This is a genomic window from Shinella kummerowiae (assembly GCF_009827055.1).
GTDB lineage: Bacteria > Pseudomonadota > Alphaproteobacteria > Rhizobiales > Rhizobiaceae > Shinella > Shinella kummerowiae.
In genome coordinates this window covers 496,181-523,144 of sequence record NZ_WUMK01000002.1, presented here as the reverse complement: position 1 = coordinate 523,144, position 26,964 = coordinate 496,181, and the positions used below count along the sequence as shown (strand labels likewise).

Genomic DNA, 26,964 nt, shown 5'->3' with positions numbered 1-26,964 from the left:
ACCGCCGTGAACGGACTGGCGCCGTTTCCAAGCCTCGTTCCGTGGCGTTCCCGGCCAAGTTTTTATGGCGCACCCGATTGATCGGGCGCGTGCACATGGGTAGTGATCTGCGGCGCTTTCCCGCCGCAACCCGCTATCTGTCGCAGGTTCTCTTGGCCTCGCCCGGCCGACGCAAGCAAAGCAGGTAAAGATGACTGAACTCGACACACTGGAACATCAGCTCCTCGCCGACGTTGCCGCGGCCTCCGACGAAGCGGCGATCGAAGCCGTGCGCGTGGGCGCGCTCGGCAAGAAGGGCTCCGTCTCCGACCTCCTGAAGACGCTCGGCACCATGTCGCCGGAAGAGCGCCAGACGCGCGGTGCCGCGATCAACGCGCTGAAGACCCGCGTGACCGATGCTATCGGTGAGCGGAAGTCGGCCCTGCGCGATGCCGCAATCGACGCCCGCCTCAAGGCCGAGACGGTCGATGTCAGCCTGCCGGTGCGCTCCTCGCCGGCTGAGCGCGGTCGCATCCATCCGATCAGCCAGATCGTCGACGAGATCACCGCGATCTTCGGCGATATGGGCTTTTCCATCGCCGAAGGCCCTGACGTCGAGACCGACTATTACAACTTCACGGCATTGAACTTCCCCGAGGGCCACCCGGCCCGCGAGATGCACGACACGTTCTTCTTCCCGGCGGACGAGAGCGGTGAGCGCAAGGTGCTGCGCACGCACACCTCGCCCGTGCAGATCCGCACGATGGAAGCGCAGAAGCCGCCGATCCGCATCATCATCCCGGGCAAGACCTATCGCCAGGACAGTGACGCGACCCATTCGCCGATGTTCCACCAGGTCGAGGGCCTCGTGGTCGACAAAAAGGCCAATGTCGCCAACATGCGCTGGGTGCTGGAAGAGTTCTGCAAGGCCTTCTTCGAGGTCGACAGCGTCACCATGCGCTTCCGCCCGTCCTTCTTCCCGTTCACCGAGCCGTCCTTCGAGGTCGATATCCAGTGCGACCGTTCGGGACCGATCGTCAAGTTCGGCGAGGGCACCGATTGGATGGAAATCCTCGGCTGCGGCATGGTTCATCCGAACGTGCTGCGCGCCGGCGGGCTCGATCCCGACGAGTACCAGGGTTTTGCCTGGGGCATGGGCCTCGACCGCATCGCCATGCTGAAATACGGCATGCCGGACCTGCGCGACTTCTTCAACGCCGACGTCCGCTGGCTCAGCCACTACGGCTTCCGCCCGCTCGACATGCCGACTTTGTTCGGCGGCCTCAGCGCGTAACCGGCACCAAGGAGAAATTTGTCATGAAATTCACGCTCTCCTGGCTGAAGGATCATCTCGATACCGACGCCTCGCTGGACGAGATCTGCGCGAAGCTGACGGCGATCGGCCTTGAAGTGGAAGAGGTCGACGACAAGGCGGCATTCAAGCCCTTCGTCATCGCCAAGGTCGTCTCGGCCGAACAGCATCCGAATGCCGACAAGCTGCGCGTGCTGATGGTCGATACCGGCAAGGGCGACCCGATCCAGGTCGTCTGCGGCGCGCCGAATGCCCGCACGGGCCTCGTCGGCGCGTTTGCCGCCCCCGGTACCTATGTGCCCGGCATCGACGTAACGCTCGCCGTCGGCACCATCCGTGGCGTCGAGAGCCGCGGCATGATGTGCTCGGAGAAGGAACTGGAAATCTCCGACAGCCATGACGGCATCATCGACCTGCCGGCGGATGCGCCGGTGGGCCAGAGCTACGCCGCCTATGCCGGCCTCGACGATCCGGTCATCGAGATCAACCTGACGCCGAACCGCCCGGACTGCACGAGCATCTACGGCATCGCCCGCGATCTCGCCGCTTCCGGCCTCGGCACGCTGAAGGCGCCGAAGGCGCCGTCCTTCGCGGTGGAAGGCGAGACGCCGGTCAAGGTGAAGCTCGACCTCGGCGGCGACGATCATCTCTGCCCGGGTTTTGCGCTGCGTCTCGTGCGCGGCGTGAAGAACGGTCCGAGCCCGCGCTGGATGCAGCAGCGGCTCATCGCCATCGGCCTTCGCCCGATCAACGCGCTGGTCGATATCACCAATTACATGACCTTCGACCAGGGCCGTCCGCTGCACGTCTTCGACGCGGCCAAGGTGAAGGGCAATCTCGTCGTGCGCCGCGCGGTGGACGGCGAGAAGGTGCTGGCGCTCGACACGCGTGAATACACGCTGAACCCCTCCAACGTCGTCATCGCCGACGACAATGGCGTGGAATCGATCGGCGGCATCATGGGCGGCGAGCATTCCGGCTGCGACGAGAACACCGTCGATGTGCTGATCGAATCGGCGCTGTGGGACCCGATGAACATCGCCAAGTCCGGCCGTTCGCATGGCATCATCACCGATGCGCGCTATCGCTTCGAGCGCGGCGTCGACCCGGAATATATGGTCCCGGGCCTCGAGCGCGCCACGGAACTGGTGCTGGAACTGTGCGGCGGCACGGCGGCGAAGACCGATGTCGTCGGCTACAAGGGTTTTGACGCTAGGATCGTCGATTTCCCGTTCGCCGACGTGAAGCGCCTGACCGGGCTCGAGGTCTCGTCCGACGAAAGCGTCGATATCCTGAACCGCCTCGGCTTCACGGTGACGGGCTCGGGCGAGCGCGTTTCCGTCGCGGTGCCCTCCTGGCGCCCGGATGTCGATGGCAAGGCCGATCTCGTCGAAGAGGTCATGCGCATCCACGGCGTCGACAATATCCGTCCGGCGCCGCTGGAAAGCCATGGCGCGGTCAACGGCCGCATCCTCACCACGCTGCAGATCCGCTCGCGGGTGGCGAAGCGTGCGCTTGCGTCGCGCGGCATGATGGAGGCCGTCACCTGGTCGTTCATCCCGAAGGCGCATGCCGAGCTGTTCGGTGGCGGTGCGCCGTCGCTGGCGCTGTCGAACCCGATCGCATCCGACATGTCCGACATGCGGCCCTCGCTGCTGCCGGGCCTGCTGGCGGCCGCCCAGCGCAATGCCGACAAGGGTTATGGCGACGTTGCGCTCTTCGAAGTCTCCGGCACCTATGAGAACGACCGGCCGGAAGGCCAGCGTCGCGTGGCCGGCGGTATCCGTCGCGGCACCGCCTCGCTTGCCGGCGCCGGCCGTCTCTGGTCGAATGCGGCCAAGGGCGGCGGCAAGCCGGTTGATATCTATGACGCCAAGGCCGATGCGCTCGCCGTGATCGAGGCCTGCGGCCTGCCGATGGGCAATGTGCAGATCGAGGCCGGTGCGCCCGCCTGGTATCATCCGGGCCGCTCCGGCACGATCAAGATGGGCCCGAAGGTCGTGCTCGGCTATTTCGGCGAATTCCATCCGAAGGCACTTGCCGCGCTCGATGTCTCCGGTGCGCTGGCCGGCTTCGAAATCTATGTCGATGCCATGCCGGAGCCGAAGAAGAAGGCGACCCGCACCAAGCCGGCGCTCGACCTCTCGCCGTTCCAGGCCGTGAAGCGCGACTTCGCCTTCGTCGTCGACAAGACGGTGGATGCGGGCGCGATCGTGCGCGCGGCGAGCGGCGCCGACCGCAAGCTGATCGCTGGCGTCAACGTCTTCGACGTGTTCGAGGGCGCCTCCGTCGGCGAGGGCAAGAAGTCGATCGCCATCGAAGTCGTCATCCAGCCGACCGACAAGACGCTGACCGACGAGGATTTCGAGGCACTGACCGCCAAGATCGTCGGCAATGTCCTGAAGACCACGGGCGGCACGCTGCGCGCCTGACCGACCAAGGAACGGGGCGGTGACGCCCCCTTCACGTCACCGTAAGGGACAGCACCTCTCCTCCGTCATTCTCGGGTCGAGCCCGAGGATGACGGCGGGCGGTAGGGTTGTCTGCGTTCGGGAAGGGGTGTCAACGCCCCGCTCTCGTTTCCGTGAGCGCCGGTCGCATTTTGTGAACGACCCTCGCAGATCTCGCGATTGCGGATTGGTTAGCAAGATCTTAACTGTCTCCAAAAGGGGGACAATGAGGTCGACATGGATTCTATTGCCAATCTGCTGCCCCTCGCCATCATGGGCGCCGGGATTTACCTGTTCTTCCGCTGGGTTGTGCGTGACATGAACCGCCCGACCGGCCGCTAGCTTTTTCACGCATTGCCGATCAATACGCCGGCCGCAAGCACGAGACTGCCGCCGAGCACCACCTGCATCGCCGCACGCAGGAACGGCGTCTCCATGTAGCGGTTCTGGATGAAGGCGATCGCCCACAATTCCACGAAGACGACGAAGACGGCGATGGTCGTCGCCAGCATGAAATTCGGGATCAGGTAGGGCAGGGCGTGGCCGAGGCCGCCGAGCGCCGTCATGATGCCGGAGGCGAGGCCGCGTTTGACCGGCGAGCCGCGCCCGGACAGCTTGCCGTCGTCGTGTGCGGCTTCCGTGAAGCCCATCGAGATGCCGGCGCCCACCGAGGCCGACAAGCCGACAAGGAAGGTCTGCCAGGTATCCTGCGTGGCGAAGGCGGCGGCAAAGATCGGCGCCAGCGTCGAGACCGAGCCGTCCATCAGGCCGGCAAGGCCCGGCTGCACATAGGTCAAAACGAACTGCCGCCGCGCCGTCTGGTCCTCCTCGGCCTTCACGTCCAGCGGCGTGTGCTCCTCGCCGAGCCGGCGGGCGAGCGATTCATGCGACTTCTCCGCCAGCGCTAGGTCGCCGAGCAGTTTGCGTGTTGCCGCGTCCTCGGTGCGCGCGGCGGCTTCCAGGTAGAAGCGGTGCGCCGCTTCCTCCATCGCCTCGGCCTGATCGCGGATTTTCTCGATCGGCATGTTGTGGATCAGCCAGTCGGGTTTGCGCTCCGGGAAATCGCGCACAAATTCCCGCCGAACCAGCGGAATGCGGTCGCCGAAGCGGGCGATGTGCCGGTCGATCAGCATCTGGCGGTGATGGCTTTCCTCCGCCGCCATCTCCTCGAAGACGCGGGCGGAGCGCGGATAGGCATCGCGCAGCGCATCCGCGTAAGCGAGGTAGATGCGGCCGTCGTCCTCCTCGGAGGAAATGGCGAGCGCCAGGATTTCCTGTTCGCTCAGGGATTCGAGGCTGCGTTTGCCGGGGCGAAGAAGGCGGGAGAACATCGGCACATATCCAGTTTAGAATTATTCTAAATATAGGAGAGGCATGCTTCTGGTCAACCTCGACAGGATGTCGCGGCTGAGGTTAGAGTGACGGGACATGAGACTGCAAAGGACGAGCCGTGACTGCTGCCTTGAAGCCGCTTTCCTTTGGCCGCGACACACTGCTCGACCGCCTCGGTCGGCGTATCGCGGACCGGCTGCAAAGCCAGACCTCCGGCTATGAGCCCTATACGCCCTCCGACCCGGAAACGCTGGCGCGCACGCTGCGGCCGGGTGACATCCTGCTCGTTGAGGGCAACCAGAAGGTCTCGGCGGTCATCAAATATCTGACGCAATCCACCTGGTCGCATGCCGCACTGTTCGTCGGCGACGAGACACCCTTGACGCTCGACCAGGCGGCGCTGACCTCCATCGAGCGCCCGCAGCTCATCGAGGTCAATCTCGGCGAGGGCTGCGTCGCCGTGCCGCTCACCAAATACCGCACCTACAACACGCGCATCTGCCGCCCGGTCGGGCTGACGCCGGAAGACCGCAACACGCTGGTCTCCTTCATGGTCTCGCGCCTCGGCCTCAAATACGACCTGAAGAACATCACCGACATGCTGCGCTATTTCATGCCGGCGCCACCCGTGCCGGTGCGCTGGCGCCGCCGCATGCTGGCCTTCGGCTCGGGCGATCCGACGCGGGCGATCTGCTCGACGGTGATCGCCGAAGCCTTCGAGCGGATCCGCTACCCGATCCTCCCGGAAATCACCCGCGCGCCCGGCCATGCCGCCGCAACCTCGACCTATTCGCGCGAGGAGATCCTGCATATCCGGCACTACTCGCTCTATACGCCGCGCGACTTCGACCTCTCGCCCTATTTCGAGATCGTCAAGCCGACGCTGGAATACGGCTTCGATTACAAGCGGCTGGAATGGGCGCCGGGGCGCGAGGGGCCGTGATTGCGCCCGGTGCCGCCCTGCGGCGAATGGCGTCCCGCCCTGCGGCGATCGGCCGGATTGTACCGGTGCGATAAGCTTCCTATCTTCCGTCCATGAGCGACACCGATCCAGACCGTCTTTCCCACTTCGCCGCCATCCGCGCCCGTGCGCAGGCCGAGATGCAGGCCATCGGCGTCACCGCCGACTTCATTCCGTTGCTGGTGGACACGTTTTACGGCCGCGTGCGGGTGCATCCCGAGCTTGGCCCGGTCTTCGGCGGCCGGCTACAGGGGCGCTGGCCCGAACATATGGAAAAGATGAACCGCTTCTGGTCCGCCGTCGCCTTCAAGGATGGCGGTTATGCGGGCAAGCCCGTCATGGCGCACCAGGGCGTGGCGGGCATGACCCCGCCGCTGTTTCAGACCTGGCTTGGCCTGTTTTCCGCCACACTGGACGATATCGCGCCCTCGCCGGAGGCGAAGGCGTGGTTCATGGCGACGGCCGAGCGGATCGCGAAGAGCCTGGTGCTCTCCCTCTTCTACAACCCGGCCGACGACGACCCGGCGCTGAAGCGCGCCTGAAGCCCGCTTCTCGCACGTTTGCCGGGCTTTTCCGGCAGACTTATTCCTGCTGATCGACGATATCGAGCCAGCCAGTTTTCCGGAGAATGAACCCTGCCAGCTCCGCAGGTCTTTTGCCGTCCGTCGGCAGCATGATGATGCCCTCGGCTTCTTCGCCTGCCATGCGCCTTGCCTGCCGAAGCGAACGTTGTGCCTGTTCGTCTGCTCCAGAACCGGTCTCCCGCTGGGCAAGTCGCGCCAACAGCGTCGGCTCGGCAGCCGACAGACGGACGACCGTGATTCGTGCTTCGGGTATGGCGGAAAGGATCCACCGCTTATCGAAATTCAGGTGCATCATGACGCCCGACATGATCAGGCGCGTGTGCCCCAGGGCCTGGTATGTCGACCAGATCGCAGCCAGGTTGATGCTGCTGACGTCAGTGGCGCCGGGCTGAAGTCTGCCAAGCGCATCGGCATCTGGACGCGGGAACACCCGATCCAGTTCATCGCTTTCGACAACGGCATGGGCGACGTGAGCTGCGGCGAGTTGAGCACTCATTTCCCAGCTCAACGTCGATTTGCCCACGCCGGCGGGGCCGGTAATCAGCAATAGCTGCATGCCGCTTCGGCCTTCAATTCGATCTCAGTGCTTCTGGTGCACCGGACGGCCGGGGAAGGTCGCCTTCCACCGCCCGTCGGTCATGTCGAATTTATGCGCTCGCGGCCTAGCTCTTGAGCGGCGAGATCGAAATCTCGACGCGGCGGTTCTGCGCGCGGCCGGCTTCCGATGCGTTGGAAGCGATCGGACGCTCCAGGCCATAACCCATCGCCGACATGCGGCGCGGATCGACGCCACGCGACGCCAGATAGTTGGCGACCGAGTTGGCGCGGCGGTTGGAGAGATCCTGGTTGTAACCGGCATTGCCGACCGAATCGGTGTGGCCGTCGACATCGATCAGCGTCTTGTCGAACTTGCGCAGCACGATCGCGACGGAATCGAGTGTCGGGTAGAACGGCGGGATCACCTGGTCCTGATCCGTCGAGAAGGTGACGTTCGACGGCATGTTGAGGATGATGCGGTCGCCGTTGCGGGTGACCGAGACGCCGGTGCCTTCAAGCTGCGCGCGCAGCTCGGATTCCTGCGTATCCATGTAGTTGCCGATCGCACCGCCGGCCAGCGCGCCGATGCCGGCGCCGATCAGCGCGGCATTGCGGCGCTGCTTCGGGTTGTTGCCGATCAGCAGGCCGGCGACCGCGCCCATGCCGGCGCCGATCGCGGCACCGCCTGCGGTGTTCGAGACCTTCTGCTCGCCCGTATAGGGATCGGTGGTCGTGCAGCCTGTAAGATAGACCGCGGCAAGCGCGACAATCGCGTATTTCTTGTACATTGAGGCGTCCCCGAGAATTCGATGATTCTGCTTGAACCTACCGATTGCGGCAGGAACATGAAAGGGGGCGGACCTTTTGCCTAGGTTTCGCTGCTTCCGCTCGACGTCACGCCGGCACTGGCGGCGACCACAAGCGCCGTGCCGAGCATCTGGAACGGCGTCATCGGCTGGCTGAGCACGAGGAAACCGGCCAGCGCGCCGAGCGCCGGCTCAAGGCTCATCAGGATGCCGAAGGCGGCCATCGGCATGCGGCGCAACGCCGTCATTTCCAGCGCATAGGGGATCAGCGGTACGAGAAGGGCAAGGCCGAGCATCATGCCGAGACCTTCCGGGCTCATCGCCTCATGCGCCCGCGGCAGGCCGAAGGGGGCTGCGACGACAGCGGCGACGATCAGCGACATGGACAGGCCTTCGAGCCCGTTGAAGAGCTTGCCGGATTTTTTCATCAGGATGATATAGGTGCCCCAGCCGACGCCCGCCCCACAGGCGAACAGCATGCCGACGGGATCGCCGACCCAGCCCGCGCCATCATGCGAGAGCAGCACCACGCCGATGAAGGCCGCGAGCGGCCAGATCAGCCGCCAGCCGCCGCCAAGCCCCCATGTCGCGACGGCGAGCGGCCCGAGGAACTCGATCGCCACGGCGAGCCCGAGCGGGATGCGCCCGATCGCCGCGAAGAAGCAGAGCGTCATCGCCGCCATGGTGGCGCCGAGCGCCAGCGCGCTTTTCCATTGCTGGCGGCTGTAGGAGCGTATCGGCGGGCGGACGATGGCTGCCAGGATCGCCGCCGCCATGACGAGGCGCAGGAAGGTCGTGGCGAACGGCCCGAAATCGGCAATCGCCGTGGCGGAAAAGGCCGCGCCGAACTGGATGCACGACATGGAGGCGAGACAGAGCAGGATGCCCGTGACGAGCCCGGCATTTCCCGAGCCCGAAAGCCCGCCGCCTGCCGCTACCTGTTGATCCGCCATGGTGAAACCCTCCCGATATGCCATTGTCATAGGAAGCCCCCTCATCCGATCCTTGGGGCTCCTTCTTCCCGAGAGGACAAGGTGCCGGCGAGCGGTTGAGGAGGTTCTAATGAACCGCGCCACAGTCCTAGACGAGCGCTCGTCCTGCGACAAATGGATAATCGTGACGGCTTGCTTCAGGAAAATTGATGCTGGCCTCAGCCGGCAATGCCCTTCAGCGTGTTGGCGACGTTGAGGCCGATTTCCGGCACGCCGTAGCCGCCTTCCATGACGACGAGCACCGGCACGCCGCTTGCGGCGACCGCCCGGCCCATGGTGATATAGTCGGCCGAGACGAGCTTGAAGAAGGAGATCGGGTCCTTCTCGAACGTGTCGACGCCGAGTGACAGCACGATCGCTTCCGCGCCGAAGGCGGCGATGCGCTTCAGCGCGTCGTGAAGGGCGGCTTCCCAGACGGAATAGGGCGTGCCGGGCGGCATCGGATAGTTCTGCGTCGTGCCGGCACCCGCACCCTTGCCGGTCTCTTCGGCATAGCCGAGGAAATGCGGGAAGGCTTCGGCCGGATCGCCATGCAGCGAGGCGAAATAGACGTCGCCGCGCTCGTAGAAAATATCCTGCGTGCCGTTGCCGTGGTGGAAGTCGACGTCGAGCACCGCGACCTTCTTCGCGCCCTTGTCGAGGAAGCGCTGGGCGGCGACGGCGGCATTGTTGATGAAGCAGTAGCCGCCGAAACTGTCGATGCCGGCATGGTGGCCGGGCGGACGGCAGAGCGCGAAGGCGGCCCTGTCGCCACCCGCGACGATATCGGCCGCCGTCAGCGCGGTCTGCATGGAGGAGACGGCCGCCTCCCAGGTGCCGGGCGAGATCGCCGTCTCGGCGGCGTTGCAATAGTAGCCGAGCAGGCCGTCGATCTGGGTCGGGATGCGCGGCGAGGTGCGGCGCACCGGGAAGGACGTGGCGATCGCCTCGCCCTTGTAGCCGGCGGCCTTCCACTGGTCCCAGGCGGTTTCGAGGAAGGACAGGTAGCCTGCGTCCTGCACCTTCAGCGCGGTCTCGAGCCCGTGGCGCTCCGGGGCGGCAACATCGCTAAAGCCGGCATCCTTGACCGCGGCCAGAATCCATTCCGCGCGAAACGGCGCCTCGAACGGCGGCACCAGTTCGCCGCCGTACAACTCGCTGCGGGCGTTCCTGAGCTTGTGGTCCTCGGAAAAGATAACGCGCATGAAGGGCTCCCATTGTCATTCGGGCGCGACGGTAGTGCATTTTGTGAGGCAGGGGAATCACTCCCATGGGGTAGGTGCCGGCTTTGTCGCGCGGCGCAAAACGGCCGTCGCCCCCGCTTGCGGGGAGGGCGATCCGGTTGGGTTGGAAGACGGTCCCTCCTTCCCCTTCTCCCCCACGGGGAGAAGGTGCCGGCAGGCGGATGAGGGGGCACTGCGGATGGCAAACGGAGATGGAGATATTGGCGCTGTGTCTTCGGCAACCCCCTCATCCCGCTGCCGCGACCTTCTCCCCGGTGGGGAGAAGGGGGTGTTGCTGGCGCTGAATTCCCATGCAATCGCCCCCGCTTGCGGCGAGGGCGAAAGGTGTGGTTGTCGTGTGGTCAGGCAAGTGCAGCGCGCTGCTGCCGGCCGAGGCCGATCTGTTTGAGGAGCAGGATATCGGCGACCGCGACGGCGGCGACGGCGATGAGGCCGATGCCGGTCAGCGTCAGGCCGTCACGGGCGAGGAGGAGGACGGCGATGCTGCCAAGGATCCACAGCGCATCGCCGGCTATGCCGACACGCACGGCGGCGGGCGAGGGCCGTTCCTGCCGGCCGACGGCGAGATGGAAGGCACCCCAGAGCACGAAGAAGGCGGCGAAACCGTTGACGATGGCGGGCGTCGCATGCGGGCCGACCAGCGTGCCGATCGGCCCGGAAAAGGCGAACAGGCCGAAGGCGGTGGCGACAGAGAAGACGCCGTCGAAGAGCATGATGGATTTCAGGAGATTGCGGTTGAGGCTGGCGAACATGATGGGCTCCTTTCGTTTCGATGGGCCAATCCTGCCGGGGGTCGTGCGGCAAACCAATTACCTTGGAGGTAATGGAAATCATGCCGGGTCTCCTGTTTAGTGCGCGGGACATGAAAGGGAGTGCAACATGGAATTCGGAGACCATCTCAAGGAATGGCGCGGCCATCGGCGCATGAGCCAGTTGGAGCTGGCGACCGAGGCCGGCATTTCCTCGCGCCACCTGTCCTTTCTGGAGACCGGCCGCTCGCGTCCGTCCGAAGGCATGATCCTCCGGCTTTCCGCCGTGCTTGACATTCCGGCGCGCGACCAGGGCATGCTGTTTTCCGCCGCCGGCTTTCGCCCGCGCTTCGCCACCGCACCGGCCGCCAGTCTCGCGGCCTTCCCGCCGGCGGTGGCGGAGGCGATCGGTCTCATCCTCGGCCGGCACGATCCCTATCCGGGTGTCGTCTTCGACCACGAATACAATGTGCTGACCGCCAATCCGGCCTTTCTCGGCCTTGCCGGCATGGCGGGCATTGCGGTCTCGCCGGGCGACAATTTCCTCGATGCCTATCTCGGCGCGACGCCGCTGCGCTCCATCGTCGTCAACTGGGCGCAGTCGGCGGCTGATCTGGTGCATCGTATCCGGGCGGAAGCCTGGCTGCAGGGGCCGCGCAGTCCGCTCTCCAAGCGCATCGAACGGCTGGCGGCGGCGGACGATATTCAGGCGGCGCTGGAGGCGTTCCCGGAAACCGACCGGCTGCCCATCCTGCCGATCGAGATGAAGATCGGCGCCAAGCGCTTCAACTGGATCACCACGCTCACATCCTTCGGCTCGGCGCAGGATGCGCTGGTGCAGGGCGTGCTGATCGAGAGTTTCTTCCCGGCCGACGCCGAGACGCGGGCTCACTTCGAGGGCGAGGACGCACCGAAGACGAAGCGGGAATAGCCGAGGAAGGACCAGACCATGGCGACCAGCGAGGCGATGGCGACGGCAAGAACCGGCCAGAGCGCCGGAAAGGCCAAAACGAGCGCCGAATAGACGGCGTAGTTCAGGAGAGCAGCACTGATGCCGACCCCACCATAGCGCGCGCCTTCGGCAGAGAGGCTGCGCGCGCTGTGGCCGAAGGTGAAGGTGCGGTTGAGCCAGAAGGTGAAGAGCATGGCGGCGGCGATGGCGAAGAGCCGCGCGACGAGCGGCCCGAGCGGCGTTGCCCACAGCAGAAGCGCGAGGATGCCCGCATCGACGAGGAAGCCGGCGGCGCCGGCGACCGCGAAGAGCAGGACGCGTTTCATGCGGCGCGCGACCGTGCGGCCGGCGCTTCCGCCGGGCGCGCCCGGCGGCGGTGGCCGCTCTGGATGGCGGGCAGGCCCATATAGTGGATGCGCAATTGCTCGGCGCGGGCGCGGGCGAGCGAATCGAGGATCATGCCGGCCGAAAAGACCAGGAAGGACATCATCATCAGCACCAGCGAGAACACCCAGGTCGGCATGCGGTCGACCAGGCCGGTGCGGAAGTAATCGGCCAGCACCGGCGCCATGAAGGTGAGGCTCGCCAGCATGAAGACGCCGCTGATCACGCCGAAGAAGGCGAAGGGCCGTGTCTCCTTCATCAGCATGGCGAACATCCAGAGGATCTTTGCGCCGTCGCGGACGGTCGAGAGTTTCGAATGCGACCCTTCCGGCCGGCGGCCGTAGTCGAGCTCCAGCTCGGCGATCGGCAGGCGCAGGCGCGAGGCATGCACCGACATTTCCGTCTCGATCTCGAAACCGCCGGAGACGGCGGGGAAACTCTTGGCGAAGCGGCGCGAGAAGGCGCGGTAGCCGGAAAAGATGTCGGAGAAATCGTTGCCGAACAGCGAGCGGAACAGCGTGTTGAAGATGCGGTTGCCGAAGGCGTGGCCCTGGCGGCCGGCATCGGCGCGCACGTTGCGGCGCGTGCCGACGACCATGTCCGCACCCTCGGTGATGAGCGTGCGGATCAGCTCCGGCGCATCGGCGGCTGCATAGGTGCCGTCGCCGTCGGCCATCAGGTAGATGTCCGCATCGATATCGGAGAACATGCGGCGCACCACATTGCCCTTGCCCTGGCGGCGCTCGCGCACGACGGTGGCACCGGCCAGCGCCGCGCGCAGCGCGGTCGAATCGGTGGAATTGTTGTCGTAGACATAGACGCGGGCGGACGGCAGCGCGGCGCGGAAGGCCGTCACGACGTCGCCGATGGTCTGCGCCTCGTTGTAGCAGGGCAGCAGGACGGCGATCTCGAGGTCTTCCAGCAAGGCTTCCGTCATGATGACGCGTTCTCCCGATCGGCCACCGCATGCGACCGCTGGTTTTACTATTTCTTGAGAAGGTTAAGGCTAGGTTTCGCACAGGGTTCCAATGGTGGACGAAGGGGCGAAACGTGCTGAAAAACCTGCCTGCGGCCCTGCCGCTCGCACGCTCCGAGGCACCGTCTCGTCGTGAAGGCATGACGCTGGGCGTGCTTGCCGGCTACTCGCTGCTGGCGATCGTCCTGCTGCTGGCGATCACGCTGCCCTTTGCCACCGACTATGTCGGCCCCGACAATGACGACACGATGCGGCTCGTCACGGTGCGCGATCTCATCGCCGGCCAGAGCTGGTTCGACACGACGCAGTATCGCCTCGGCCTCGACGGCGGCACCACGATGCACTGGTCGCGTTTCGTCGACCTGCCGATCGCCAACCTGATCGGCTTCTTCTCGCTGTTCACCGGGCAGGCGCGGGCGGAGGCGCTGGCGCTTGCCGTGTGGCCGGCCCTGCTGGTCGTGCCGACCGTCTTCGGCATGGGGCTTGCGGCCTGCCGCCTGGGGGGCACCGCCGCCATGCATGCGACGCTGGTGCTGACGACGATCTTCATTCTCGCGGTCAGCCGCTTCCAGCCGGGCGCGATCGACCACCACAATCTCCAGATCGCGCTCATCGCCTGCATTGCCGCCATGCTGCTCGATCCCGCCAAGCGGGCGCGCGATCATGCCATTGCCGGCGCGCTTGCCGGTTTTGCCATTGCCATCGGTGCGGAAACGACGCCGCTGATCGGCGCGGTCTGCATCGTCGTTTCGCTGCGCTGGGTCTGGCACGGGCAGGCCTTTCGCGAGGCGGCGGCCGCATTCGGCCTCGCCTTGGCGCTGACGGTGACCATCGCCTTTTTCTCCACCGTTGCGCCGTCGCGCTATGCGCAGGTCACCTGCGACAGCCTTTCCTACGGTTTTTACGCGCTCGCGACCTTCGGCGGCGGCACGCTGTTCCTGACGGTATCGCTCACCAGTGCCTGGTCGTTGGCCGGGCGGGTCGTCGCCCTTGCCGGTGCCGGCGTGGTGGTGGCCGCCGCGGTCCTGCTGATCGCCCCGGGCTGCCTTGCCAACCCGCTCGACACGCTCGATCCGCTGTTGAAGACCTTCTGGCTTGCCGGCGTCATTGAAGCGCAATCCATGGTCGCCCAGTTCCGCTTCGATCCGGGCTCCATCGGCGGCTTTTACGCCGTGGGTCTTTTTGCGATCCTGGTCTGCCTGTGGCGGATCCGGCGCGGTGACCGGGTGGAAGCCCATCTGGTGCTGTTTGCGCTGCTGGTCGTCGCCTATGCCGTGACGCTGATCCAGATCCGCGGCGCGATCTTCTCCAACCTGCTGTCGGCCGTGCCACTCGGCCTGCTGATTGCCGATCTGCGCCGCGCATCAAACGCCGACCCGAAGAACCTGAAACGCGCGCTCGCCTTCATCGCCGCGACGCTCGCCGCCGTGCCGACCAGTTGGGCGCTAGCCGGTGCGCTGCTGCCCGGCCGGTCGCAGGATATCCTGAAGGCCGAAATCGCCGAGAATGCCACGCCCCGGCAATCCTGCATCGACAAGACCGCAATGGCGCCGCTTGCCGGCGAGCCGGCCGGCGTGGTCGCGGCAGCGTCCGATCTCGGCGCGCCGATCCTGCGCTTTACGCCCCACCGCGTGCTGTCGGCGCCCTATCACCGCAACCAGGGCGGCATGCTGACGGAACTGCATATCGGCCTGTCCAATCCGAACCAGGCGGAGGCGTTTTTACGCGGCGCCCGTGTGACGTTGCTCGCCTTCTGCGAAACCGACACGCAGACGCACAACATTGCCGGCGCCGAACCGGAAGGCCTCTATGCCGAACTGCTGAAGGGCCGGGTGCCGGCCTATCTCGAGCCGGTCGCGGGCACGGAAAAGGCGGCGCTGCGGCTCTACCGGGTGCGGCCGGACTAGTCGCCGACTGTGTCATTGCGGGGCTCGGTGCCTGCCCGACAAGAAACGGCTAAGCGTGCTGGGGACACCGCGTGTTGCGGCCTGTCATCGGCGACCAAACGCTCTACACTTGTGGCATGAGCTTCTTTTCGGACACTGATTCGCCCAGCAACCTTGCCGAATATTCGGTGTCGGAACTCTCCGGCTCCATCAAGCGCACGGTTGAACAGGCCTTCGACCAGGTGCGCGTGCGCGGCGAGATTTCCGGCTATCGCGGGCCGCATTCTTCCGGCCACGCCTATTTCTCGCTGAAGGACGACCGGGCGCGCATCGACGCGGTGATCTGGAAGGGCAGTTTTTCAAAGCTGCGTTTCAAGCCGGAGGAGGGCATGGAGGTGATCGCCACCGGCAAGATCACCACCTTCCCGGGCTCGTCGAAATACCAGATCGTCATCGAAACCCTGGAGCCGGCTGGCGCTGGCGCGCTGATGGCGCTGCTCGAGGAGCGCCGGCGCAAGCTTGCCGCCGAGGGGTTGTTCGACCAGGAGCGAAAGAAACCGCTGCCCTTCCTGCCGAAGGTGATCGGCGTCGTCACCTCGCCGACCGGCGCGGTCATCCGCGACATCCTGCATCGCATCGCCGATCGTTTTCCGGTGCATGTCATCGTCTGGCCGGTCAAGGTGCAGGGCGAGGGGTCGGGACAGGAGGTTGCCGCGGCGATCGACGGTTTCAACGCCTTTGCGCCCGACGGGCCGATGCCACGGCCGGATGTGCTGATCGTCGCGCGTGGCGGCGGCAGCCTTGAAGACCTGTGGAGCTTCAACGACGAGATCGTGGTGCGCGCCGCCGCCGCCTCGACAATCCCGCTCATCTCCGCCGTCGGCCACGAGACGGACTGGACGCTGATCGACCATGCCGCCGATCGCCGCGCGCCGACGCCGACGGGGGCGGCGGAAATGGCCGTGCCGGTGAAGGCCGATCTCGAGGCGGAGGCGGCCTCGCTCGGCGCGCGCCTCAGCGGTGCTATGCTGCGCCAGATGGACAACCGCCGCCAGGGTGTTCGCGCGCTCGCCCGCGCGCTTCCATCGCTCGACCAGCTTCTCGCCCTGCCGCGTCGCCGCTTCGATGAAGCGGCCGCCGGCCTCGGCCGCGGCTTGCAGATGAACACGGTCAACAAGCGCCGCGCCTTCGAGCGCACGGCGGCGCATCTGCGGCCCGATATGCTGCTCACCCGCATCGCCGAGCGGCGCCAGCGCGTCGCCGATCGGGTGCAGCGGGCCGAACGCATCGTCGAGCGTAGGCTCGACCAGTTTCGTGCCCGGCTTTCGGCCTTCGACGTTTCGCTGCGTGCGACGCCGGCGCGCATTGTCGCCTATACCGGGCGGGCGCGCGACCGGCTGTCCGGCCTTGCGCTGCGCGGTGAAAGTGCCGTTGCCGGCGACCTCGCCCGCCGCCGCGCCCTGCTTCAGGCGCAGGATCGCATGTTGCAATCGCTGTCCTATCGCAATGTGCTCAAACGCGGCTACGCGTTGGTGCGCGACGAGGAGGGTGCGCCGGTGAAGGGTGCCGCCAGCCTCGGTCCCGGCCGCGCGATTGCCATCGAGTTCGCCGACGGAACGGTGGATGCCGTGACCGGCTCGGGCGGCGGTGCGCCGCCGCGCAGGAAGGCGAAGGCAGAGGCGGAGGCGGCGAAACCCGCCGCTCGCCAAGGCTCGCTGTTCTGAGGCCGTGATGCGCATCCTGCTCGTGCTCGCCCATCCGCTGGAGGAGAGTTTTGCCGCAAGCGTCGCCGAGACGGTGCGGCAGAAGCTGATCGCGAACGGCCATACGGTCGACCTGCTCGATCTCTACCGCGAAGGCTTCGATCCGCGGCTGACCGTCTCCGAGCGCTCGCGCTATTTTGAGCCGGCTTACGATCCCGCCGAGGCGGAGCCTTTCATCTCGCGGCTGAAGCAGGCGGATGGGCTCGTGCTGGTCTTTCCGCAATGGTGGTTCAATTTCCCGGCCATCCTGAAAGGCTTCTTCGACCGGGTCTTTGCGCCCGGCGTCGCCTTCGAGAACGACCCGGACGGTGGGCGCATCCAGCCGCGGCTCGGCAATATCCACCTGTTCTGGGCCTTCACCACCACCGGTTCGCCCTGGTGGGTGGTCAATCTCTACATGGGAAACCCGGTGAAGCGGCTTTTGAAGCGTGGCATCGCCGCCTTCTGCGCCAAGGGGCTCGATTTCAAGCTCACCAATCTCTACGACATGGACCGGGTGAGCGCGGACAAGCGCAAGGCGCATATCGCCCGTGTCGAAAAGCTGGTCGACCGGATCTGACTATTCGAAATCCCCGAGGAATTTTCGCAGCAGGCCGTCCAGCGCCGCGCGCTCGTCCGTGCTGAGGTTTTCCAGCAGCCGGTGCTGGTTGGCGACATGCGATGTCACGGCCTCGTCCACCAGCGCAGACCCTTTCGGCGTCAGCGCGATGATGACGCTGCGGCGGTCGTCCGGATTGTGCGAGCGCGCGATGAGGCCTGCCTTTTCCAACTGATCGAGCCGGTTGGTCATCGTGCCGGAGCTGACCATCGTCGTGGCGATGAGATCGCCCGGCGACAGCCGGTAGGGCGGGCCGGAACGGCGCAGCGTCGCCAGCACGTCGAAACTCGCCGAATTCAGCCCATGCTCGGCGAGCGCCTTTTCGATCTCACGGGCGAGATGCGTACGCAGCCGCGCCAGGCGGCCGAGCAGGCCCATCGGCTCGACATCGAGGTCGGGCCGTTCGCGATTCCATTGAGCGAGAATTCTGTCGACGTGATCCATGGCTCGACTTAACGAAGAGATTCTCTTGACGTCAAGATAAAATCATATATCTTGAGTTCAAGATACTTTGAGTGGAGATAATTATGTCCCGCGCCACCGACGTCCTTCTCACGGCAACCGCCCCCGCCATCTGGGGCAGCACCTATATCGTCACCACGCAGTTGCTGCCGGCCGGCTATCCGCTGACCGTCGCCATGCTGCGGGCGCTTCCGGCCGGGCTCCTCCTGCTGCTCGTCGTCCGGCAATTGCCGCAGGGCATCTGGTGGGGCCGGACCTTCCTGCTCGGTGCGCTGAACTTCTCGTTCTTCTGGGCCATGCTGTTCGTCTCGGCCTACCGCCTGCCGGGTGGCGTCGCCGCGACCGTCGGTGCCATCCAGCCGCTGATCGTGCTGGGGCTGTCCCGCGCGGTGATGGGAACGACGGTGCATCCGCTGTCTGTTATCGCGGGCCTTGCCGGCATCGGCGGCGTCGCCCTCCTCGTGCTGACGCCGTCCGCCAGCCTGGATCCCATCGGCATTGCCGCCGGTCTCGCCGGCGCGGTCTCCATGGCGTTCGGCACGGTGCTGTCGCGCCACTGGCAGCCGCCGGTGCCGCCGCTGACCTTCACGGCCTGGCAGTTGACGGCGGGCGGCCTGCTGCTCGTGCCCGTCGCGCTGTTCTTCGAGCCGGCCCTGCCCGTGCCGACGGCGCAGAACCTCGTCGGTTTCCTCTTTCTCGGCCTGATCGGCGCGGCGCTCACCTATATCGTCTGGTTCCGTGGCCTGGCGAAGCTCGGTCCGGCAGCGATTTCGCCGCTCGGTTTCCTCAGCCCGCTGGTCGCCGTCGTGCTCGGCTGGGCAATGCTCGGGCAGAATCTGAGCTGGCTGCAGATGGCCGGCATGGTCGTCGTGCTGGCGAGCGTCTGGCTCAGCCAGTGGGCACAGGCATCGCGGCCGGTGCCGGTCAGGTCCGGCGCTGCGACGCCTTTCGCCGCGCCGCCGTCAGCCCGTTGAAGATGGCGTGTTCGATATTGGCTTCCATCATGGCGGAAAGACCGGCAGCCGTGGTGCCGCGATATTCCATGAACAGTTCCACGATGTCGGCCGGCGTCTCGGCAACCCGCATCATCTGCGTGGCGGCGCCGAGAAAGAGCTGGCGAACCGCGAGGTCCGCCGTGTCGGGATCGATACCGGACTCGACGGCATGGCGGATCATCGCATCCGCCATGAGGGCCGGGAAGGCCGCGCCCGAGCCGGTCAACGCGGTGAAATAGTCGAGATCCTGCTCGCTGGTGATGAGATGGGCCTGGCCCGATGCGGCGAAGAAGCGCTGCGCGAAATCCGTTTCCGACGGGCGCACGTCGTCCGTCGCAAACCAGGGCGTGAACGACAGGCGCTGCTCGGCACAGGCATTGGGCATCGCCCGCACGATGCGGCGCGCGCCGTAGCGCTCGCCGATTTCCTCCACCGTCACCCCCGCCATGACGGAGATGACGAAGCGGCCGCGCAGGTCGAGTTCGATATCGTCGAGGTCTTCCGGCCGAACCGAGAAGAGGATGACGTCGGAGGCATCGACGAGGATCGCATTGTCCGTCGTCATATGCACGCGTGGCCAGGATTCGAAACCGGAAATCTGGCCGGAGCGCGAGGAAAGCACGAGGTCGGCGGGTCGGATGACGCGGTCGGCAAGTGCCGGCCGGAGCAGGGCCCCGGCCAACCATCCGCCGCCACCGATCACGCCGAGATGGGTCATGCCCACTCGCCGGCGCGCATGACGGGCATGCGGCTTCCGTCATTGCGGATGCCGTCGATATCCACCTTGTCGGAACCGATCATCCAGTCGATGTGGATGAGGCTCTCATTGCCGCCCTGCGCGCGGATCTGCTCCGGCGTCAGGCTCGCGCCGTCGAGGAAGCACTTGGAATAGCACTGGCCGAGCGCGATGTGGCAGGAGGCGTTCTCGTCGAACAGCGTGTTGTAGAACAGGATGCCGCTTGCCGAGATCGGCGAGGAATGCGGCACCAGCGCCACTTCGCCGAGCCGCCGCGCGCCTTCGTCCGTATCGAGCACCTTGTTCAGCACCGCCTCGCCCTTCGAGGCCTTCGCCTCGACGATGCGGCCGCCCTCGAAGCGCACCTGGATATCGTCGATCAGCGTGCCCTGGTGGGAGAGCGGCTTGGTGGAGGAGACATGGCCCTCGACGCGCAGCGCATGCGGCGTGGTGAAGACCTCTTCGGTCGGGATGTTGGGATTGCAGGTGATGCCGTTCTTGGCGGTCGAGGCGCCGCCGTGCCATTCGTGGCCGTCGGCGAGACCGACAATCAGGTCCGTGCCCGGTCCCTTGAAGTGCAGGGCGGCGAAGCGCTCGCCATTCAGCCAGGCCGAGCGCCGGGCAAGGGCCGCATTGTGCTCGGCCCAGGCCGCGACCGGATCGGCGACATCGACGCGCGAGGCGGCGAAGATGGCGTTGGCGAGCTTTTCGACCGCCACGTCCTCGGCATCGTTCGGGAACACCTGTTTGGCCCAGGAGGGGTTCGGATAGGAGACGATGTTCCAGTTGATGTCGAAATTGGCGATCTTTTCCAGCGCCGGCTTGTAGGCGGTGGAATTCGCCTTGTTGGCGCGGGCGACCTTGGCGGGGTCCTCGGCCGACAGCAGCATCGGGTTGTCGCCGGCGATGGCAAGCCGCGCCGCGCCATTGGCATAGGCCTTGGCCATGCCCTCGTAGAGCCAGTCGCTCGCGCGGTCGAAACTCTCGTCCGGCGCGTGGTGGTAGCGGGCAAGCGTCGCCTCCTCATCGGCATAGAAGGTGGAAACGAGGCCGGCGCCGGCCATATAGGCGTGTTTGGTGATCAGGCGGACAAGCGGCAGGGCGGCAATCGGCGCCGTCATCACGAGGTCCTGCCCCCTCTGGAGCTGAAGGCCGACGCGCACGGCGACTTCGGCGAGCTTGTCGAGCTTTGCCGCATCGACGGCAGGGGCGGAATTGGCGGGATAGGTCATGGCATGCCTGTCTGTTTCTGAAAGGATGGGAGAAACTTAGTGTGCTTGTCGCCGGATGAGAAGGCGCAATCAGGCGATAACCGGTGCCGAAATCGCCTTCAGCGCGACGAGCACGTCGCCGGGCGCCAGCCGCACCTGAAGGCCACGCTGCCCGCCGTTCATGTAGACCGCCGCGTGGACCAGTGCTGCCTCCTCGATTGCTGTGGGAACCTGCTTCTTCTGGCCGAACGGGCTGATGCCGCCGACCACATAGCCCGTCAGCCGCTCGGCATCCGCCGGCTTCATCATGCTCGCCGACTTGCCCTTGAAGGCGCTTGCCAGCTTCTTCATGCTGACCTCGCAGTCTGACGGGACGATGACACAGACCGGCTTGCCGTCCACCTCCGCCATCAGCGTCTTCAGCACGCGCGACGGGTCTTCCCCGAGCGCTTCGGCCGCTTGCATGCCGACGCGCTCGGCGTTGGGGTCATAGTCATAGGTATGCACGGTGAAGGAAACGCCGGCCTTGGCAAGGGCCTGGGTGGCGCGGGTGGTCTTGGACATGGCGGGCCGTCATCGAAGCGAGGATATCGGCCCGCATGGGTGCCGGAGGGCGGGGCGGCTGTCAATGCACCCCGTTTCTCTGCGCATGCAATGAGGGCAGGCCGTTTTGGAAACTCCCCTTCTCCCCGTGGGGGAAAAGGGGAACTTCTGCGGCGCCTTATCCAATCGCAGGAGAGGCGCTTGCGCTTTCTTCTTATCGAGCCGGAGGCGTCAAGCTCGCTCGAGCGCCACGGCAATGCCCTGGCCGACGCCGATGCACATGGTGGAGAGCGAGCGCTTCTTGCCGGTGAGCTGCAGTTCCAGCGCCGCCGTGCCGCTGATGCGGGCACCGGACATGCCGAGCGGATGGCCGAGCGCGATGGCGCCGCCGTTCGGATTGACATGCTCTGCGTCGTCGGCGATGCCGAGTTCGCGCAGCGTTGCGAGACCTTGCGAGGCGAAGGCCTCGTTCAACTCGACGACATCGAAGTCGGTCGGCTTGAGGCCGAGGCGGGCGCACAGGCGCTGCGTGGCATAGACCGGGCCGATGCCCATGATGCGCGGCGGCACGCCCGCCATGGCGCCACCGAGAATGCGGGCGATCGGCGTCAGGCCATATTTTTTGATCGCCGCCTCCGAGGCGATGATCAGCGCTGCCGCCCCGTCATTGACGCCGGAGGCATTGCCGGCAGTCACGGTGCCGCCTTCCTTCTTGAACGGTGTGCCGAGCTTGGCGAGCGCTTCCATCGTGGTGGCGCGCGGATGTTCGTCCTTTTCGACGACGACCGGGTCGCCCTTCCTCTGCGGGATGGTGACGGGCGTGATTTCCTTCGCCAGACGGCCATTCGCCTGCGCTTCAGCGGCTTTCGCCTGCGAGCGCACGGCAAAGGCGTCCTGGTCTTCGCGCGACACCTTGAAATCCTCGGCGACGTTCTCGCCGGTCTCCGGCATGGAATCGACGCCATACTGCTTCTTCATCAGCGGATTGATGAAGCGCCAGCCGATGGTCGTGTCGTAGATTTCCGCGTTGCGCGAAAAGGCGGTGTCCGCCTTGGGCATGACGAAGGGTGCGCGGCTCATGCTTTCGACGCCGCCGGCGACGATCAGTTCGGCCTCGCCGGCCTTGATGGCGCGGGCGGCGGCGATGACCGCGTCCATGCCGGAGCCGCACAGCCGGTTGATCGTCGTGCCGGACACCGAAACAGGCAGGCCGGCGAGCAGCGACGACATGCGTGCGACGTTGCGGTTGTCCTCGCCCGCCTGGTTGGCGCAGCCGAAGATGACGTCGTCGGCCGCTTCCCAGTCGATGCCAGTGTTTTTCGCCATCAGCGCCCTCAGCGGCACGGCGCCGAGATCATCGGCACGGACAGCGGAAAGCGAGCCGCCGAAGCGGCCGATGGGGGTGCGGATATAGTCGCAGATATAGGCGTCTGACATGGTCTTCCTCTCAAGCAATTCCAGCAAAAGTGCGCAGCGGTTTTGCGTTCGGAAATTGCGTAAACAATGGTCTAGAGTTCCGGCACGACGAGATCGGCGACGGGGCCTTCGACATGCAGCCTGGCGCCTGTCATGGCCTGTAATTCCTCGATTGTCATGCCCGCCAGCTTTTCACGCAGCACGAAGCGGCCGCCGGACACGTCGATCACGGCATGGCTGGTATAGATACGGGTGATGCAGCCGACGCCGGTGAGCGGGAAGGTGCATTTTTCGACGAGCTTCGGCTCGCCGTTCTTGGTGACATGTTCGGTGATGACGACCACCTGCTTGGCGCCGTGCACGAGGTCCATGGCGCCACCCACCGCCGGCACGCCCTTGGAGCCGACGCGCCAGTTGGCAAGGTCGCCGTTCTCCGCCACCTGATAGGCGCCGAGAATCGCGACGTCGAGATGGCCGCCGCGCACCATGGCGAAGCTGTCGGCATGGTGGAAGAAGGCGGAGCCGGGCTTCAGCGTCACGGCCTTCTTGCCGGCATTGATCAGGTCCCAGTCCTCTTCACCGGCAGGTGGTGCCTCGCCGAAATCCAGGATGCCGTTCTCGGTGTGGAAAATCGCTTCGCGGCCTTCCGGCTGGTAGCGGGCGACCATTTCGGGAAAGCCGATGCCGAGATTGACGTAGGCGCCATCCTCGATGTCCTGCGCCGCGCGCCAGGCGATCTGAGCGTTGGAGAGTTTGATGTCTTCGCGGGTATCGATGTCGCGTGTCACGGGGCTCATGCGTAAACCACTCCTGCGCGGATGAGATTTTCTTCCTGGCTGGGCGCGGCAACTTCCACGACGCCATCGACGAAGATGCCGGGGGTGACGACCTGTTCCGGGTCGATGCCGCCCGGCTTCACCAGTTTCGAGACCTGAACGATGGTCTTTGCCGCGGCCATGCACATCAGCGGGCTGAAGTTGCGGGCGGCCTTGTTGTAGGTGAGGTTGCCGTGCGTGTCGCCGACATGCGCCTTGATCAGCGCGAAATCCGCCTTCAGCCAGCGTTCCTGCACATACATGCGGCCGTCGAATTCGGCGGTCGGCTTGCCGTTCGCCAGTTCCGTGCCAAAGCTCGTCGGCGTGTAGAAGGCCGGAATGCCGGCGCCGCCGGCGCGAATGCGCTCGGCGAGCGTGCCCTGCGGCACGAGTTCCAGCTCGATCTTGCCGGCGAGATAGCTGTCGGTGAAGGCGCGCGGATCGCTCGAGCGCGGGAACGAGCAGATCATCTTGCGGATCAGCCCCTTGTCGATCATCGCGGCGATGCCGATGCGGCCATTGCCGGCATTGTTGTTGATGACGGTCAGATCCTTCGCGCCCGTATCGATCAGCGCGTGGATCAGCTCGATCGGCGCGCCCGAGCCGCCGAAGCCGCCGATCATCACCGTCGCGCCATCACCGATACCCGCCACGGCCTCCGCCAGACTTCCGATGGTCTTGTCCATGCAAAATCTCCCGTTGTGACCCTAGAGGTAAATCCGAAGGGGGAAACGGGCAATCCACTTTGTGCGATAATTGACTTTTGTTCAATTATCGCACAAAGTGGAGGCGACCAAGGTGATGGGGAAACATACGCTTCGCCCTCCACTGTCATCCTCGGCCTTGAGCCGAGGATCCATGCCGGCAACCGAAGCCTGGATGCTCGGGTCAAGCCCGAGCATGACGGTGGAGAGGTATTAAGCGGATGAAACAGGCAAGCCAGCGTTCTGGAGGGACACATGCGGGAAACGGATTTCATCGGCGGGTTTGCCAAGGGCCTAAAAGTCATCGAAGCCTTCGACGAGGCAAAGCCGCGGCTCACCATCAGCGACGTGTCGAAGGAAACCGGTCTCGACCGGGCGACGGCGCGGCGCTGCCTGCTGACGCTCGCCGAACTTGGCTATGCGGCCTATGACGGGAAGTTCTTCCAGCTGACGCCCAAAATCCTGCGGCTCGGCCATGCCTATCTGTCGGCAACACCGCTGCCGCGGCTGGTGCAGCCCTATCTCGACCAGCTTTCGGACAAGGTCGGGCAAAGCGCCTCCGCCTCGGTGCTCGATGGGACGGAAATCGTCTATGTGGCACGCGCCGCACAGAAGCGGGTTATGTCGATCAACCTCATGCCCGGCTCGCGCCTGCCGGCCTATTGCGCCTCGATGGGCCGGGTGCTGCTTGCCGCCCTTCCCGAAGCGGAGGCGCGCGCCATTCTGGAGGCCTCGGACCGCAGGGCGAACACCCCCTTCACCAAGACCGATCCCGACGTGCTGATGGAAGAGTTCGCCCGCGTGCGCCGGCAGGGTTTTGCGGTGATCGACCAGGAGCTGGAAATCGGCCTGTGCTCCATCGCGCTGCCGCTGGAAAATGCCCGCGGCCGGGTGGTGGCGGCGCTCAATATCGGCGCACCGGCGGCCCATGCGGCGGCAGGCGAGATGGTCGAGCGCTACCTGCCGGCGATGCGCGAGGTGCAGGCGGCGCTGCGGCAGGTGCTGGCCTGAGCCGGCCTTGACAGAGGACGGGCGGCGATCCCACCTATTGCGGCGCAGCAGGAGGCCGCCATGGGCGACGACGACAGCAAGCTCACCCGCACGAAACGCCAATGGGCGGACCAGGGGAAATTCCTGACAGGCCGCATATCGCGGCCGGAAACCGATCGCCTGCCGCCGGGCCAGCATCTGGTCAAGAACTGGCCGGTGCTCGATCTCGGCCAGCAGCCGGTGATCCGTCCGGAAAGCTGGCGGCTCGATGTGAAGGGCGGCGCGGAAAACCCGATGTCCTTCTCCTGGGCGGATTTTCTCGCTCTGCCGCAAAGCCAAAAGCTTTCCGACATCCATTGCGTGACGACCTGGTCGCGCTACGACAATCGCTGGGAGGGTGTGTCCACCCGCGATCTGCTCGATCTGGTCATGCCGCGGCCGGAAGCCAGTTTCGTCATGCTGACGAGCTATGACGGCTATACGACCAACCTGCCGCTCGCCGATTTCGCGGCCGAGGACGCCATTCTCGCCACCCATTGGGAAGGCCAGCCGCTGACGGCCGACCATGGCGGGCCGATGCGGCTCGTCGTGCCGCATCTCTACTTCTGGAAAAGCGCCAAGTGGCTGACGCGCATCGATTTCCTGCCCGGAGACCAGGCCGGCTTCTGGGAGCGCAACGGCTATCACATGCGCGGCGATCCCTGGATGGAAGAGCGCTACTCGGACGACTGAGCGGCCAGCCGCGCCCGTTCGGCGAGCCGCCAGGCGCGCGGCGTCTCACCGGTCTCACGCAGGAAGAAGCGCGAGAAATAGGCCGGATCGGCAAAGCCGAGGCGCAGCCCGATTTCTTGTGCCGGCCTCTCGGTGAAGACCAGTTCGCGTTTCGCCTCGTCGATCAGCTTTCGGCCGATATAGGCATGCGCCGTCAGGCCCGTCGCGGCCTTGACGATACGGTTGAGATGCGTCGGGGACACGCCAAGCTGCTGCGCGTAGAAACGCGCCGGTTTCTGGTTGCGGAAATGCTGCTGGATCAGGCCGTTGAGATGTTCCATGCGCCGGGCCGTCTCGCCGATGCCTTCAGTCGGAGTGTCGCGGGCCGACAGCCGCGCCGTCAGCGTCAGCGTCGAGACGAGATAGGCTTCCATCAGATCGGTGCGCCCGCTGCGCCGGCTCGCCCATTCCGCCGCCAGCCGCTCGAGCGTCCCGATCAGGAAGGCGTCCTCCGGATCGGCGGCATCGAGCGTGGTGACGCGCGGCTCCGCCGCAAAGCGCGCCGCCTCGCCGGCAAGCCGCACATGCGAGGCGAGCATGGTGAAGACATAGCCGTCGATATCGGGGGAAAAGCGGAAGCCATGGTTGATGGCCGGCGGCACGGTGACGATCGCCGGCGGGCGCAATGTCAGCCGCTCGGCCCCGAACAGCGCATCGCCCGATCCGGCGGAAATGTACAGGATCTGGAAAAAGCTCTCATGCCGGTGCAGGCCGATTTCGTAGCGATGCAGGCTGCTGCGCGACGGGATCGTTTCGCAGTGCAACCAGAAATCCGCCGATCGTCCCGCTCTTTCGCCATAGAGATCATAGGTCGGGACAGGTCTGTTCATGTCGGCG

General features: G+C 65.6%; 27 protein-coding genes. 11 read left to right on the top strand and 16 right to left on the bottom strand.

Annotated elements, in window-relative coordinates; all coding sequences use genetic code 11:
- Nucleotides 1-190 precede the first annotated feature (190 nt).
- Both pheS and pheT read left to right on the top strand, forming a co-directional pair.
- Nucleotides 191-1,273: a phenylalanine--tRNA ligase subunit alpha gene (gene pheS, locus GR138_RS07020; protein ID WP_160857891.1), complete on the top strand. Its 1,083-nt coding sequence runs from the start codon at nucleotides 191-193 to the stop codon at nucleotides 1,271-1,273.
- A 23-nt stretch (nucleotides 1,274-1,296) separates the two neighbouring features.
- Nucleotides 1,297-3,723 carry a phenylalanine--tRNA ligase subunit beta gene (gene pheT, locus GR138_RS07015; RefSeq protein ID WP_160857890.1) on the top strand — a complete coding sequence of 809 codons (2,427 nt, stop codon included), beginning with the start codon at nucleotides 1,297-1,299 and terminating at the stop codon, nucleotides 3,721-3,723.
- Between the two features lie 365 nt (nucleotides 3,724-4,088).
- Here the strand turns inward: pheT and mbfA are convergent, their stop codons facing one another.
- Nucleotides 4,089-5,072 carry an iron exporter MbfA gene (gene mbfA / locus GR138_RS07010; protein ID WP_160857889.1) on the bottom strand — a complete coding sequence of 328 codons (984 nt, stop codon included), beginning with the start codon at nucleotides 5,070-5,072 and terminating at the stop codon, nucleotides 4,089-4,091.
- Nucleotides 5,073-5,191: 119 nt separating this feature from the next.
- On the opposite strand from mbfA, the gene GR138_RS07005 reads away from it, so the two are divergent.
- Nucleotides 5,192-6,016: a C40 family peptidase gene (locus tag GR138_RS07005; RefSeq protein ID WP_338091049.1), complete on the top strand. Its 825-nt coding sequence runs from the start codon at nucleotides 5,192-5,194 to the stop codon at nucleotides 6,014-6,016.
- A gap of 92 nt (nucleotides 6,017-6,108) precedes the next feature.
- Nucleotides 6,109-6,576, top strand: a complete 468-nt coding sequence (locus GR138_RS07000; protein ID WP_160857888.1) for a group III truncated hemoglobin — start codon at nucleotides 6,109-6,111, stop codon at nucleotides 6,574-6,576.
- A gap of 40 nt (nucleotides 6,577-6,616) precedes the next feature.
- On the opposite strand, the gene GR138_RS06995 is transcribed toward GR138_RS07000, so the two are convergent.
- The 5 genes from GR138_RS06995 to GR138_RS06975 form a co-directional block, all read right to left on the bottom strand.
- Entirely contained in the window at nucleotides 6,617-7,174 is a 558-nt protein-coding gene (locus tag GR138_RS06995) for an AAA family ATPase (RefSeq protein WP_160857887.1), read from the bottom strand.
- A gap of 106 nt (nucleotides 7,175-7,280) precedes the next feature.
- Nucleotides 7,281-7,943, bottom strand: a complete 663-nt coding sequence (locus GR138_RS06990; protein WP_160857886.1) for a YiaD family glycine zipper/OmpA-like lipoprotein — start codon at nucleotides 7,941-7,943, stop codon at nucleotides 7,281-7,283.
- Nucleotides 7,944-8,023: 80 nt separating this feature from the next.
- The gene (locus GR138_RS06985; RefSeq protein WP_160857885.1) at nucleotides 8,024-8,914 is read right to left on the bottom strand and encodes an EamA family transporter; all 891 of its coding nucleotides are present in this window, start codon (nucleotides 8,912-8,914) and stop codon (nucleotides 8,024-8,026) included.
- Between the two features lie 197 nt (nucleotides 8,915-9,111).
- Nucleotides 9,112-10,137: a histone deacetylase family protein gene (locus tag GR138_RS06980; protein WP_160857884.1), complete on the bottom strand. Its 1,026-nt coding sequence runs from the start codon at nucleotides 10,135-10,137 to the stop codon at nucleotides 9,112-9,114.
- 380 nt (nucleotides 10,138-10,517) lie between these two features.
- Nucleotides 10,518-10,928, bottom strand: a complete 411-nt coding sequence (locus GR138_RS06975) for a hypothetical protein (protein ID WP_160857883.1) — start codon at nucleotides 10,926-10,928, stop codon at nucleotides 10,518-10,520.
- A gap of 127 nt (nucleotides 10,929-11,055) precedes the next feature.
- Between GR138_RS06975 and GR138_RS06970 the strand changes: the two genes are divergently transcribed.
- A complete protein-coding gene (locus GR138_RS06970; RefSeq protein ID WP_160857882.1) occupies nucleotides 11,056-11,856 on the top strand; it encodes a helix-turn-helix domain-containing protein in 801 nt (266 codons plus the stop codon).
- Here the strand turns inward: GR138_RS06970 and GR138_RS06965 are convergent.
- Together GR138_RS06965 and GR138_RS06960 are read right to left on the bottom strand one after the other, a co-directional pair.
- Nucleotides 11,814-12,203, bottom strand: a complete 390-nt coding sequence (locus GR138_RS06965) for a GtrA family protein (protein WP_160857881.1) — start codon at nucleotides 12,201-12,203, stop codon at nucleotides 11,814-11,816. The genes GR138_RS06970 and GR138_RS06965 overlap by 43 nt on opposite strands.
- Entirely contained in the window at nucleotides 12,200-13,198 is a 999-nt protein-coding gene (locus GR138_RS06960) for a glycosyltransferase (RefSeq protein WP_160857880.1), read from the bottom strand. The genes GR138_RS06965 and GR138_RS06960 overlap by 4 nt, the downstream gene beginning before the upstream one ends.
- 179 nt (nucleotides 13,199-13,377) lie before the next feature.
- On the opposite strand from GR138_RS06960, the gene GR138_RS06955 reads away from it, so the two are divergent.
- The 3 genes from GR138_RS06955 to GR138_RS06945 all read left to right on the top strand — a co-directional run bounded on the left by GR138_RS06955 (nucleotide 13,378) and on the right by GR138_RS06945 (nucleotide 17,445).
- Nucleotides 13,378-15,144, top strand: coding sequence for a hypothetical protein (locus GR138_RS06955; protein ID WP_160858091.1), 1,767 nt, complete (start codon nucleotides 13,378-13,380; stop codon nucleotides 15,142-15,144).
- A gap of 116 nt (nucleotides 15,145-15,260) precedes the next feature.
- On the top strand, nucleotides 15,261-16,847 hold the full coding sequence (xseA, locus tag GR138_RS06950; RefSeq protein ID WP_160858089.1) for an exodeoxyribonuclease VII large subunit: 1,587 nt from the start codon (nucleotides 15,261-15,263) through the stop codon (nucleotides 16,845-16,847).
- Nucleotides 16,848-16,854: 7 nt separating this feature from the next.
- Nucleotides 16,855-17,445: an NAD(P)H-dependent oxidoreductase gene (locus GR138_RS06945; RefSeq protein WP_160857879.1), complete on the top strand. Its 591-nt coding sequence runs from the start codon at nucleotides 16,855-16,857 to the stop codon at nucleotides 17,443-17,445.
- Here the strand turns inward: GR138_RS06945 and GR138_RS06940 are convergent, their stop codons facing one another.
- Complete coding sequence (locus tag GR138_RS06940) at nucleotides 17,446-17,928, bottom strand: MarR family winged helix-turn-helix transcriptional regulator (RefSeq protein ID WP_160857878.1); 483 nt, start codon at nucleotides 17,926-17,928, stop codon at nucleotides 17,446-17,448.
- Nucleotides 17,929-18,011: 83 nt separating this feature from the next.
- Between GR138_RS06940 and GR138_RS06935 the strand changes: the two genes are divergently transcribed.
- Entirely contained in the window at nucleotides 18,012-18,920 is a 909-nt protein-coding gene (locus GR138_RS06935) for an EamA family transporter (RefSeq protein WP_160857877.1), read from the top strand.
- Here GR138_RS06935 and GR138_RS06930 read toward each other — a convergent pair.
- The 6 genes from GR138_RS06930 to GR138_RS06905 form a co-directional block, all read right to left on the bottom strand.
- Nucleotides 18,871-19,659, bottom strand: coding sequence for a pyrroline-5-carboxylate reductase family protein (locus GR138_RS06930; protein ID WP_160857876.1), 789 nt, complete (start codon nucleotides 19,657-19,659; stop codon nucleotides 18,871-18,873). The genes GR138_RS06935 and GR138_RS06930 overlap by 50 nt on opposite strands.
- Entirely contained in the window at nucleotides 19,656-20,909 is a 1,254-nt protein-coding gene (locus GR138_RS06925; RefSeq protein ID WP_160857875.1) for an aminopeptidase, read from the bottom strand. The genes GR138_RS06930 and GR138_RS06925 overlap by 4 nt, the downstream gene beginning before the upstream one ends.
- Nucleotides 20,910-20,978: 69 nt before the next feature.
- Entirely contained in the window at nucleotides 20,979-21,452 is a 474-nt protein-coding gene (gene ybaK / locus GR138_RS06920; RefSeq protein WP_160857874.1) for a Cys-tRNA(Pro) deacylase, read from the bottom strand.
- Nucleotides 21,453-21,662: 210 nt separating this feature from the next.
- Nucleotides 21,663-22,868: a 3-oxoadipyl-CoA thiolase gene (gene pcaF / locus GR138_RS06915; protein WP_160857873.1), complete on the bottom strand. Its 1,206-nt coding sequence runs from the start codon at nucleotides 22,866-22,868 to the stop codon at nucleotides 21,663-21,665.
- A 71-nt stretch (nucleotides 22,869-22,939) separates the two neighbouring features.
- Nucleotides 22,940-23,644 (bottom strand): CoA transferase subunit B, encoded by a 705-nt coding sequence (locus tag GR138_RS06910; RefSeq protein WP_160857872.1) that lies wholly within the window; start codon nucleotides 23,642-23,644, stop codon nucleotides 22,940-22,942.
- The gene (locus tag GR138_RS06905) at nucleotides 23,641-24,348 is read right to left on the bottom strand and encodes a 3-oxoacid CoA-transferase subunit A (RefSeq protein ID WP_160857871.1); all 708 of its coding nucleotides are present in this window, start codon (nucleotides 24,346-24,348) and stop codon (nucleotides 23,641-23,643) included. Before GR138_RS06905 ends, GR138_RS06910 begins: the two co-directional genes overlap by 4 nt.
- Nucleotides 24,349-24,621: 273 nt before the next feature.
- Here GR138_RS06905 and GR138_RS06900 point away from each other — a divergent pair, with 273 nt between their 5' ends.
- Nucleotides 24,622-25,377 (top strand): IclR family transcriptional regulator, encoded by a 756-nt coding sequence (locus GR138_RS06900; protein WP_069060301.1) that lies wholly within the window; start codon nucleotides 24,622-24,624, stop codon nucleotides 25,375-25,377.
- A 60-nt stretch (nucleotides 25,378-25,437) separates the two neighbouring features.
- Entirely contained in the window at nucleotides 25,438-26,088 is a 651-nt protein-coding gene (locus GR138_RS06895) for a sulfite oxidase-like oxidoreductase (RefSeq protein ID WP_160857870.1), read from the top strand.
- On the opposite strand, the gene GR138_RS06890 is transcribed toward GR138_RS06895, so the two are convergent.
- Complete coding sequence (locus GR138_RS06890) at nucleotides 26,073-26,957, bottom strand: helix-turn-helix domain-containing protein (RefSeq protein WP_160857869.1); 885 nt, start codon at nucleotides 26,955-26,957, stop codon at nucleotides 26,073-26,075. The genes GR138_RS06895 and GR138_RS06890 overlap by 16 nt on opposite strands.
- Nucleotides 26,958-26,964 lie beyond the last annotated feature (7 nt).